This window comes from Paenibacillus apis, from assembly GCF_018333295.1.
GTDB lineage: Bacteria > Bacillota > Bacilli > Paenibacillales > Paenibacillaceae > Fontibacillus > Fontibacillus antibioticophila.
Window position 1 is genome coordinate 22,531 of sequence record NZ_BORS01000008.1, and the last position, 11,363, is coordinate 33,893.

The 11,363-nt window shown below is 41.8% G+C and carries 13 protein-coding genes; 4 read left to right on the top strand and 9 right to left on the bottom strand.

The features are described 5' to 3' along the window. The first annotated feature begins 22 nt into the window (after positions 1-22). Positions 23-1,609, top strand: a complete 1,587-nt coding sequence (locus KI362_RS12595) for a methyl-accepting chemotaxis protein (RefSeq protein WP_301627498.1) — start codon at positions 23-25, stop codon at positions 1,607-1,609. Between the two features lie 56 nt (positions 1,610-1,665). Here the strand turns inward: KI362_RS12595 and KI362_RS12600 are convergent, their stop codons facing one another. Continuing rightward, positions 1,666-2,586, bottom strand: coding sequence for a helix-turn-helix transcriptional regulator (locus tag KI362_RS12600; RefSeq protein WP_301627499.1), 921 nt, complete (start codon positions 2,584-2,586; stop codon positions 1,666-1,668). Between the two features lie 118 nt (positions 2,587-2,704). Here KI362_RS12600 and KI362_RS12605 point away from each other — a divergent pair, with 118 nt between their 5' ends. Then, on the top strand, positions 2,705-3,166 hold the full coding sequence (locus KI362_RS12605) for a VOC family protein (protein WP_301627500.1): 462 nt from the start codon (positions 2,705-2,707) through the stop codon (positions 3,164-3,166). A gap of 115 nt (positions 3,167-3,281) precedes the next feature. Here KI362_RS12605 and KI362_RS12610 read toward each other — a convergent pair whose 3' ends face one another. The 4 genes from KI362_RS12610 to KI362_RS12625 form a co-directional block, all read right to left on the bottom strand. Continuing rightward, positions 3,282-4,262, bottom strand: a complete 981-nt coding sequence (locus tag KI362_RS12610) for a serine hydrolase domain-containing protein (protein ID WP_301627501.1) — start codon at positions 4,260-4,262, stop codon at positions 3,282-3,284. A gap of 23 nt (positions 4,263-4,285) precedes the next feature. Then, positions 4,286-5,110, bottom strand: a complete 825-nt coding sequence (locus tag KI362_RS12615) for a MerR family transcriptional regulator (RefSeq protein WP_301627502.1) — start codon at positions 5,108-5,110, stop codon at positions 4,286-4,288. A gap of 346 nt (positions 5,111-5,456) precedes the next feature. Further along, positions 5,457-6,113 (bottom strand): SMI1/KNR4 family protein, encoded by a 657-nt coding sequence (locus KI362_RS12620; protein ID WP_301627503.1) that lies wholly within the window; start codon positions 6,111-6,113, stop codon positions 5,457-5,459. A gap of 49 nt (positions 6,114-6,162) precedes the next feature. Beyond that, complete coding sequence (locus KI362_RS12625; protein ID WP_301627504.1) at positions 6,163-6,657, bottom strand: GNAT family N-acetyltransferase; 495 nt, start codon at positions 6,655-6,657, stop codon at positions 6,163-6,165. 263 nt (positions 6,658-6,920) lie between these two features. On the opposite strand from KI362_RS12625, the gene KI362_RS12630 reads away from it, so the two are divergent. Next, positions 6,921-7,763 (top strand): sialate O-acetylesterase, encoded by an 843-nt coding sequence (locus KI362_RS12630; protein ID WP_301627505.1) that lies wholly within the window; start codon positions 6,921-6,923, stop codon positions 7,761-7,763. Further along, the gene (locus KI362_RS12635) at positions 7,760-8,320 is read left to right on the top strand and encodes a PadR family transcriptional regulator (RefSeq protein ID WP_301627506.1); all 561 of its coding nucleotides are present in this window, start codon (positions 7,760-7,762) and stop codon (positions 8,318-8,320) included. Before KI362_RS12630 ends, KI362_RS12635 begins: the two co-directional genes overlap by 4 nt. Here the strand turns inward: KI362_RS12635 and KI362_RS12640 are convergent. The 4 genes from KI362_RS12640 to KI362_RS12655 all read right to left on the bottom strand — a co-directional run bounded on the left by KI362_RS12640 (position 8,274) and on the right by KI362_RS12655 (position 11,178). Beyond that, on the bottom strand, positions 8,274-8,885 hold the full coding sequence (locus KI362_RS12640; RefSeq protein ID WP_301627507.1) for a class I SAM-dependent methyltransferase: 612 nt from the start codon (positions 8,883-8,885) through the stop codon (positions 8,274-8,276). The genes KI362_RS12635 and KI362_RS12640 overlap by 47 nt on opposite strands. A 35-nt stretch (positions 8,886-8,920) precedes the next feature. After that, positions 8,921-9,685: a YqjF family protein gene (locus KI362_RS12645; protein ID WP_301627508.1), complete on the bottom strand. Its 765-nt coding sequence runs from the start codon at positions 9,683-9,685 to the stop codon at positions 8,921-8,923. A gap of 113 nt (positions 9,686-9,798) precedes the next feature. Further along, entirely contained in the window at positions 9,799-10,578 is a 780-nt protein-coding gene (locus KI362_RS12650) for a phosphotransferase family protein (RefSeq protein ID WP_301627509.1), read from the bottom strand. 69 nt (positions 10,579-10,647) lie between these two features. Continuing rightward, complete coding sequence (locus KI362_RS12655; RefSeq protein WP_301627510.1) at positions 10,648-11,178, bottom strand: hypothetical protein; 531 nt, start codon at positions 11,176-11,178, stop codon at positions 10,648-10,650. Between the last annotated feature and the right edge of the window lie 185 nt (positions 11,179-11,363).

Consider the following 11,363-nt stretch of genomic DNA (forward strand, 5'->3'; position numbering starts at 1 on the left):
AACGAACCTGGAGGAACATCACATGAAATTTTTCTACAATTTGAAGACCAGTGTAAAGCTGATTTCCGCATTTTTGCTAGTATCGCTGATTCTCGCTTTTGTTGGAGTATATAGTCTCACCAATTTAAGCAAGCTGAACGGGTCCCTGAAGTCGATGTACGATGACGGGCTTATTCCTCTACAATCCGTGCAATCTGCACAGATCGGCTACACGCGTATGCGGGTTCTCGTTAGAAGCATCTATATGGCAGACAACAAAGCGGCTGAAGAGGAAGACATCAATCAACTGGAAATAGAAAAGAAAGAACTGCTGAATAATATGAATGCCTTTCGAAGTACGCTCCTCAGCGAGGAATCCAAAGCCGCTCTAGAACCGTTCGACGGACTATGGAATGAATATCTGGGGCTGCTAGATCAAGCAGTGGAAATGAGCAGCAACAACCAAAAACAAGAAATGGAACAATTGATCAAGAACGAGTTGGGCGATGTCGGTGATAAAATCAGAGACCTGTTGTATGATTTGATCGACATTAATATGGCGGAGGCGGACGCGACAAAGGATGCTGGAGAGGCAACCTATACCTCCTCTAGAAATATCTCCATAGCTGTAATTGCTATTTCTGCCGTAATCTCTATTCTCCTGGGTTATATTATTGCGCAGATCATTGCCAGACCTCTTGCACGAGTCACTCAACTTGTCCAGCAAGTAGCTGGTGGAAATCTCCGGAACACTCTTGACATCTCCACTAAAGATGAGATCGGGCAGCTTGCTCAAGGAATGAATAATATGGTCTTAAGCTTGCGGGACACTGTCGGTAACATTTTGAGCCATGCTCAAAGCCTCGCTGCAGCCTCTCAGCAAATCTCTGCCAGCACGGAGGAAATTGCCAGCGGAAATGCAAGTCAGGCGAGTGATGCTCAGACGATGAATGAATTGTTCAAGGACTTGTCTGCAGCGATACACGCCGTAGCCCGTAACACCGAGCTGGCCTCCGAACTGTCTAATGAAACCGTGCGTATCGCTGAGGAAGGAAGCCATGTTGTTCAAACCTCCAGCGAAAGCATGAAATCAGTAAGTCTGCAAATGACGAGATTGGAAGATGATTCGCAGAGGGTTGGCGAAATTATTAGTGTGATTGAGGATATTGCAGATCAAACCAACTTGCTTGCGCTTAATGCGGCAATTGAAGCAGCAAGAGCTGGCGAGCAGGGGCGCGGGTTCGCGGTAGTCGCCGATGAAGTGCGAAAGCTTGCCGAACGTAGCGGCGAAGCAACCAAGCAGATTACAGGTATTATTAAAGGCATGCAGGAAAATACACGTGCCAGCGTAAAATCCGTACATGACAGCGCGGAATTGTCTGAACGTACCGGAGAGTCCTTTGGACACATCGTTAATTATGTCAATGAAGCAGGCCAAAAGGTAATGGAGATTGCTGCCGCCAGTGAACAGCAGGCTGCCCAGACCTCTACAGTTCTTACTGCAATTGAGAACATCTCAGCAACAACTGAGGAAGCGGCTGCCAGCAGTGAAGAAACGGCTGCCACAGCCCAGTCCCTAGCCCAAGTAGCCGAAGAGCTTCAACAATCCGTATCCACCTTCAAGCTCTAAGCCAACATGATGACCCATAAGAAGACCACTTATATTCCAAGTGATCCTCTTGTGGGTCATTTTACCTGATCATATTGTTCAAGCATACTAGATAAAAATGCCCGAAATTCCTCGGCAAAAGCCGCAGGTTCGATGATTCTCAGATTCGTTCCGAAGCCGGCGATCAGTTGAAATCCGATTGGGCTATGGGGCACCTGGAATGTTGCCAATAAGGATTCGTCTTCAAGGCTTATAACACTATTCCGGCCATATCGCTCGATAAACTGATCCCGTATAGCGGGCTTAATCCATGCTTTGACTTCGATTAATTGCGGTTGATACCGCGCTTCGGCCAAATCATGTGCTACATCCTCCCTAGGGGAAAAGGTCTTCGACTCCATGTGAAGATGCTCGGTTCTGGACAGCTTAAAGGTTCGGTATCCCCTGCGCTCCAGACAGAATCCCCTCAAATACCAGCTCATTTCGCTAAAATGAAGCAGGTAGGGCTCCACCATTCGTTTCGTGCTCTTCCCATCCTTATCGATGTAATCAAAGGAGACCAGTCGGCCTTGATTAATGGCGTCCTGACATGTTCTCAAGACCTGCAAAATTTCAGCGCGGCCCTTCCAATCATAAAAGGACAAATGAATTGAGCTTTGTTGCGCGTTCGCATGAACCATGGACGCAATTTTTCGGATGGTTAATTCGACCTCTTGGCTGAACAAAATTTGCTCCAGCCCGCTTAGCGCTGTAAGGATGTTCTCTAGATCCTGGCTGCTTAAAAGCCGCTTATCCAATTTATACTCCTCCATGATGCCATAACCCCCATTTACGCCATTGATAGCATAGATGGGAATATTGGACATGCTTAAGGCTTCCATATCACGAAGAATCGTTCTTTTGGATACATGGAATAGCTTGGCAAATTCTGATGCAGATACGATTTCTTTTTGCAGTAAGATCATTACTATAGAAATCAGTCGTTCGGTTTTTCCCATCTTCCCCATCCGTTCGCAAGTAAATCATTATTTTTTGGCTTTCAGTCTAAAAAGGTGACATATTAGCTGTCATCTATTATAGCTTATACTTCATTCATAACAAGAAGGAGGTTGTCATATGTCAGTTATTGCATACTTAAACTTTGATGGGAACACAGAAGAAGTGATTGATTTCTATTCGGAGGCTTTGCAGGCCAATGAAGTCAAAAAGGTGAAATTCAAGGATATTCCGCAGGACCCCAGCTTTCCGATGCCGGAAAATGAGTTGAATATGATCATGGAGTCATCGATCGAATTTGCGGGCGGGAAACTCATGATGTCCGATATCTTGCCTTCGATGAAGAGTACTACAGGTGAATTGGTAAAGGGAAATAACGTGCTTATCAGCATCATTATTGATGACAAGCAGGCCTTGGAGCATTATTTTGACAACTTAGCCGCCGGTGGTTTTGTTATCATGCCTCTATCCAATGTCCCATGGTCTTCGTGCTTCGGTATGCTAGTGGATAAATTCGGGATCACCTGGAAATTCAATCGTGATGCAGAGAGGTTTCTAAATCAGGTCATTTCTTCCCGGTAACGGAAAAGCTATATGTAAAGGAGGCATAGCAATGAGAAATTGCTGTACCTCCTTTTTTAAAGAAATTACTCTAAAAATTCGTAATATCTATTACCTTGCTCAATCATCCCCTGACCTATGAAAATATTGGCTCAATATGCTCCTTGATAAGTTCTATTCTGTCCTTCACCCGCGGCTTAAAAAAGGAAGCAATAGACACCACGATTCTATTCTTCTTATTAAAATAAATAACATTCCCTCCATCTCCCATAGCCGCACAGGCATGTTCTTTATCATCGACAATCCACCATAAATATCCATATGGGAGATTGACTTTTTTCCATCGGCTATGTTCCCTTGTACTCTCCTCTATCCATGACGTCGATACAACTTGTGTATCCCCCCATTTTCCGTTGTTCAAGTAGAGCAGCCCTATTTTTGCCATATCCACAGGACTCAAGGAAAGCCCCCAGCCTGCTGTATTTATCCCGGCCTGATCAGCAACCCAGCCGCTAATATGCTTAGCTTGATTAAATGCGAGCTGCTCCTTTTTATTATGGAAGATCACATTGCGCTCAACAGTAATTCCCATGGGTGAGAATACATTTTCGGTCGCGAACTCAAGCACCGATTGACCCGTTGCTTTTACAAGAATGCCCGACAAAATATCTGGTCCTATAAGGGGGGTGTATCTAAAGTTCCCAATCTCCCCCCTTCCTCCTAACAGATCGAGTGTGAATTGTACCGAGTTATCACTTGTGAAATACTTTATGTACGGTGTAAAAAGCTTATATTTGTACGGCGCTGTCATGGTTAGCAAATGCCTAAGAGTAACCTGCTGGATTGTTCTTTCTCTTCTTCTAACTGTATAATCCGGGAAAAAATCTAGTACTTTCTGGTCGATACTTTTGATGTACCCTTTGTCCATAGCAATCCCGATCAATAGGGAAACAATGCTTTTTGTTACGGAATAGACATGAATCCGGCTATCGGGGGTGCATTCATTAAAGTAATGTTCATAACATGTCGTACCGTCCTTTAGTATAACTATGCCAGCAATGTTGCCATAATCGTGATTTATTTTCTTTTCCAACGCGGCCACTTTTTCTTGATTCATAGCACTTTCTCCTTCCAGTGTCTTCACACTTTCTTTCTGACAGGATAATAAATTTCAGTAATGAGCTCGCTTTCTTCTGATATTTGAGAAGGGTCTGTTACATATACTTCATAAAGGGCATCGCTGGACTCATAGTCTTCCTTCTCTGCCCACTCTCGCTGCTTCGTATAAACTGAAGATAGATCAGAATAAGAGCCATATAGAACTGTTTTCAAACATAGGCCCGGGTAAAAATCCCTTGTCCCAGTCACATACTCCTTTACCGGAATTGCAAATTCAGTATCCAAGCCATATGGGCTAAATTCCGCACTGTGAAAAAGCACCATTGGCGGAGCCAGCATCGTTAATCTCTCATCTGCAATTTCCCTAAATAATTGACCAAAGCAATTGCCGTACTCTTCTGCAAAATCACATTCATGAACCAATTTTCGGATAGATAGAAGATACATCATGGGGATCTCCACAAGTTGAATATCAATGTTTTCCAGATAAGACATGATCGACTTGCCTTGCTTCAAATTTGATAGATCCTCATTTAGTTGGCCTAAGTTTTTTTGAAATTCTTGCATTTGTTTCTCAATTTCTTTTTTCTTTCTAGTAAGCGCCAAATAAAGTAGTTCGTCTTGAGATTCCTCCGATTCAAGGATTTTTTTAATTTCTTCTAAGGAAACACGGTATGATTTCAGGCGGTTGATAAATAACATCGTTTCTAATTGGTCGATAGAATAATACCGATACCCGCTCTTAGGGTTGATTTCATCCGGCAAAAGGAGCCCTATTTCAGCATAGTAACGAAGCGTCTTTGTAGACACCTTGCTGATCCTTGAGAATTCTCCTATCGATAACACAACATCACCTCTGCTTTACCAATCGTATTGTTCTATTCATACCCTACACTTTGCCCTTAGGGCAAGGTCAAGCGTTTTCTGCTAACGCGCATGGATGGTGACTCTCCAATCACCTATCAGAATTATTTAATCAAACCTCCATGGCAGACTAATTTATATACATGAGTATCATTTCGAAATACGGCAACTATGAACTGCTCATGATCTGTAATGGAGTACGTCTTTTTCTTCTTTGTCTCATCTGACCGTAACCAACAAATTTCCATTGCTGGAGTCGTGAAAAGGTGCGTAAAGCAAAATAAAAGCAGCTCAAGTGGCTGCTTTCTAATAATTCGACTTGTATGCTCTAAAGCGTAATATCTAATTGCTTTCTAAATTCAATGGCGGACTCACTATCTGGCAAAATACCACTTTCACGAGATTGTACAAAGGGGATCCACTGCCAGTCCTCGGCACCTACAAAGCAGACTCTTGACCAATGATCCAACAGCTCCATAAAGTCATTTGCTATGATGTATCCGTGCCCTGCCCCATCGTCATGGCTTAAATACACAATCGGATGCTTCCCCTTTTCACTCAGATCAAATGCAAAGTAATCCCCATTCCCGACTTCCAAGAATGCTAACTTGTTGTGCCATACTTTATCGTACTTATCCTCGGGATTCGGAAAGACATGCTCGATCCACCCTTGTCGCTTCTCCTCAAATCGGATAAGATTATTCAAGCTCCAATTTGGTGTCCCGCAGAAAATTCCTTTATATTTTTCAGGCAATTGATAGTCATCCGGAAAGAACCAGCGAAAGCTAAACTCAGCGGAGAAATGCAACAGCGTATATTTAAAGCTCAACGGCAGTCGAACACCCAACTTTTGCTCTACTAAATCTATTTGTTTCTGCTTGGCAGGATCTTTGATAGTAATTTCTCTAACCATCCCCCCTATCTCTTCAATGCGCTCAGCTATCCGCTCAATACGCTCTCTGAGAATTTCAAATGAGAAAGGCATTTCCGCACCATCCTTTGCTTTCTTTGATCAAGCTCTCGGAATTTCAGCTTCATCTGATCCAGTACTTACAGGATCCTTCCTTCAGTTCACTCATAACGCCGCCATTGAACTCGATAATTCTCCTCGAGGCCATATTAGCTTCATCACAGGTTAGCAAAATTTCCTTAATTCCCATGAGATGAGCCTGTTTTACCAGCTCTGTTAATGCCTGCTTTCCATAGCCCCTATTTCTTGCTGTAGGACGAATCACATACCCTATATGCCCTCCGTGCTCCAGTAATTTTTCATTAAGCTTATGCCTAAGCTTCCCATATCCAACCGGCCGATCATGATCATAAAACCAATAGATCGTTTGGGGCACCAGTCCTTCTTCCAGGTTGATGCCGTTAGAAATATCATCGTTCTTTTTCAGCTTCTGCTTAAACTCTTCAAAATCACTAGACCGTAAACTATTAACGAATCCGTTCTCCCCGGCACCAATCTCTAATATCATTTGATAGATCTCTTCAGGTTCTTCATGTGCTAATTTTCTTAGATAGATCATCTATAAAACCTCTCTCTTCTTAGCTCTTTTTCAATTCCTTCAATTATAAGTCCCATAATTTATAAGTCCCATAATTCTTCTCCCTATTTATTTTACAAGACGTTCAAACATAATTATACCAAAAGCTTTGATTTACAATGTTTACGGCTTTTTGATCTATCTCCCTCTCGGTATTCATTGGACATTTGACTATAGTCTAACTAGACTATATACTGACTTTAGTCTAATTAGACTATAGTCAAGAAGTAAAGGAGTAACAAATAATGATCAAGTCATTTTTAATGTTAGGTCAGTCGAATATGGCAGGCCGTGGATTTTTACATGAAGTCGATCCTATCTATAACGAAAAAATAAAAATGCTGCGAAATGGACAGTGGCAGATGATGACAGAGCCTATTAATTACGACCGCCCGGTTTCAGGTGTAAGCTTGGCAGCCTCTTTTGCCAATGCGTGGTCGAAAGCTAATCCCGATCAAGAAATTGGTCTGATTCCTTGTGCGGAAGGTGGCAGTTCTTTAAATGACTGGCATCCGGAGGGAGTACTTTTTCAGCATGCTTTGTCCGAAGCCCGCTTCGCCCAGCGCTCCAGTCAAATTTCCGGAATACTTTGGCACCAGGGGGAAAGCGACAGTTATGGTTCGCTGTACGAAACTTATTACGAGAAACTAAAGAACATCATCGAGACTCTAAGAAACGAGCTGAATCTTAAAGAGGTACCGTTGATTATAGGCGGACTAGGTGATTTCCTTGGGAAGACCGGTTTCGGACAGCATGCAACAGAGTATCTGCAAGTCAATGAACAATTGAAGCACTTTGCCAGCGAACAGCATAATTGTTATTTTGTAACGGCTGCAGATTTGACCGCGAACCCGGATGGCATTCATTTAGATGCGGTCTCGCAACGCAAATTCGGCTACCGCTATTTCGAGGCGTTTTCAAAAAAATGTCATGTCCTGGAACCCATTCCCGGGGAGGAGCAGTCGCTTAGCGTGTCGTGTGACTATTCGAAAACAGAACAGATTTACCTTCATAGCCTAGATTTGGCCTCGGGTAAAATCACTTATGCGGAATTTGAGGCACAGATGGCGAAGGTGATGCAGTCTTGATCCCTTTACTCGTTCTTGGCTTGCTCATTCAAAACCCCGGCGCTCACGGCTACGAACTACTGGCATTCATGGAAAAACGCCATTACAAGTACATTGTAAACTTCACGAAGGGCTCGTTTTATTATAATCTTCAGCAACTTGAAGAAAAGGGTTGGATTGAACAGATCCAGCAGAAACCCTCAACCAGCGGGCGCGAAATTCGGAGCTATAATATCACTAAAGCGGGAAGAGCTGAATTCGAAAAATTAATGGTCAAATACGGGACCAAATCGGAATATGTAAACCTACAATTTTATGGGGCACTGCTATTTGCAAATGAATACGACAAAAACAAATTGCTGGAGCTGATTCAATCTCAAATCGACCAGACTAAGACGCGAATTGCTCTTCTTGATGAATACCTGTCCAACTCACAGGAAGTTCCCGGTACGACCGATTACTACCGCCTTATGAACGAAAATTCCCGTTCTCATCACTTGGTTAATATAGAATGGTTTCAACAATTAAAAGCTAAAATTGAGGGGTCGGTTTTGCCCAAACAAGATGAACCATATTGAACCAGTAGCTTTCTGCTTTCTCGATTCGAATACCCGATTCTTGGATCAGTCCAAGAATATCCCGGGTATGATGACATCCATAACTGCGGTATAAAAGTGGATTAAGGAGCTTTTGGATCATGGAGACCACGTAGTTAGAACTAATCCCATGTTCAATTAGCAGGATTTTCCCGTCAGGCTTGCACCAACGGTTGATTTTATCCAACACCATTAGCGGATTGTTGTAGCTGCAAAATGATAAAGTCGAAATAATTGTATCGAAGGATTGCTCGGAAAAGTCCATTTCTTCAATGTCAGCACAAATAAAATCTGCATTCATGCGATAGTGCTTTGCTGCCAGTTGGGCTTTTTCGATCATCATCTCACTAAAGTCAGCCGCAGTAAGCTTTATCTCTGGAGGATAAAACGGGAAATTAGCGCCTGCCCCCACCGCAAGTTCAAGCACCTCACCCCCGGCATGGCTTAAAAGTTTTTTACGCCAACGTGCTTGTGTTGGGTTTTCTCTATTTTTGTCATATTGCACTGCTTGTTTATCAAATAAACTTATTAACTTTCTTTTTTCCATGAAAGTACACCTCCTGTTATATGCAGTTCTTTCTTTCATTCACGGCTTTCTACTTTCTTGGGCGGCCAGATCAAAACATCTTGGCGACCTGAGTAGGTTAATATCGGCTTTTTGCTGTTTGGAGGTTTAATTTCAAGCACCTCACCGATTGAATTTTTTTCAATCGTTAATTCGGCGGTTTGAAGCGGCCAGGGTATGTGATGAATATCGATTGCCAACATTACGCCGTTTCTTTTCTGGGTATATAGACGATATCTCTCTGTAAGCCAATATAGTTGTGAATTATGAGATGCATGGAAAACCTCACTGCTGGTTGGATAATATATCCCCTTAAAGCTCGCAGATTCTCCTCGTCTATCTTTCCTCTCACTGGCATAGTAAAACATTCCGTCCCTCTGCTTCATACTCATATCCGCGTTCAAATAAGGCAGTCCGGCAAATCTTGCAGCCTCGACTGCAAGCCGGCTCGAAGCATCTACACTGAGCAAATAAATACCCGGCCTATTTTTATAAGTGACGTAGGTCCTCATATTAAATTCTAAAAAAGAACGGACAAATGGGGGCGGTGGAAGCCACCGAATATGTAATGGTCGAATGTAAAACGGCGAAATAGTAACCCAGGCAGCTCCTTGCCAAAGATCCAACTGAAGATCCTTTGGAATATGGGGAGTAATCAGCTCTTTCTCGATTGGCCAATGAGCAAATAGAAGATCATGCCAGACCTGCCTCATCACCCAGCTGCCCTCCGGCAGCTCAAATGGGCGATGCTTATGAATTTCCAGAATTTCATCAGGCTTCATAGCTCCCTTCTCCTTTTCATCTCATTTCTATCTTTGTAGGGTCTCCGGAAGCTCTCCTTTATATCCTGCTGCGATATCTTATATTTACGAAAAGACCGGGCCTAAGATAAGAGCTATCTAAGGTTTTTTAAACCCATTCTTAACTTTGACAACACCTCAATTTGATTCGAACCATTCATTTCTCCGATCCGATATGCTAAGGTGGGTACTGTCCAATTCGTTATCTCTTCATATTCCTTCCCGCTTAACATGACATATTCTTTTACATATTCTTCATGGAACAACTCTCGAAGCTCTCTTCTTATTAAAATCTCAGGAGCATTTGGCGGTAAGGTATTAGATTGAAGCATCATTGAAGTTCTTGCCACATCAGCTGCCTCATGACCAACCAGTGCATTCAACCAGTCAATGATAATTGGACCTTCAGAAGATAGAATGATATTTCCAGGGTGAAAATCATAATGGCAAAGAGTATTGCTCTCAGGGAGATGCTCTAAAATCTCTTTAATTACTTGTTTCTCACCTTCACTTATTATTTCATGAGAAAATATTTTACTAGATAATTCGGTTTTTAAATTTGGTTGAATTCCTACTTTTACTTGATGTATTTCAACTTGAAGTTGTGCTAATTGTTTGGCGTAGTAAGAAATACTGGAGATGGTAGGCGCTATTTGCATAAGCATTGTAGGACCGTTAATTCTTTCATAAAGAAGACACTGCTTTCCCTCATATTCCAATGTTCCACAAAATCTTGGTGCTCTTAAATTTAAATTATTTATAATTTCTGCATTCTTGGCTTCTTTGCTTGCTTCATATCTTGAACGCTCCTGATCATGAAAGATCTTTATGGCCTCCGTATTTCCCCATTGATAAACATTTGCTGTATTACCCATTCCAAGCAAATCACCGTGCCTCATGGATTCCTTCCCTTCGAGCAACAAGACGTTGCGAATAAATTACCTTCAAATTGCTGTACCATCCCTATATGTCATTTGAACCTCCGGATCATAATTGATAGGTGTATCTGAGAAACAATACCAAATACGACCTTTACTTGTCTCAATAATTGTTGCTTCGGTGATATTTTGGTCTTTATATTTTATTTTTATCTTGTCTATTGAATCGTCATAAATAATACCAAATACTAAAGGAACAAGGTCATCGTCAGATCGTATTTCTCTTGGATGTAAGTTGCTAAACATACTCGTGATCCTTTGATTTTCTTCGTTGAACATCTTACTTCCTACTCCAATACTCCAACGATATCCAAAAAGTGTCTTTTCAATTAATCCAACTGATAATGTATCTCTTTCTCCATAAAAAATGATAGTGTGCCCTTTATAGTCAGTAGTATGGAAAACTTCATCAATAGAAACGTTGGATTCACTTATTGCTTCATCAAAAGTTTTATAATTTATGTTGTAATAGACCATACTGCCAATGGAAGCCAATAAAATCAATAATAGGATAGAAAACGCAACTTTTATTTTCATTATTCATCCTCTGTTTGTATTTAATAATTAATTTTACGTTGCAGATTGTAAAAAAACTTGTTTCTAATCGGGTGATAAATTGCATTCTTATTTCAGGATCTTTATACAGATCCCTTCTTGGTCGAATGGACATAAAAACCCACCTTTGGCGTCAACCTAGGGGTGGGTTTTTACTTTCTATTGTT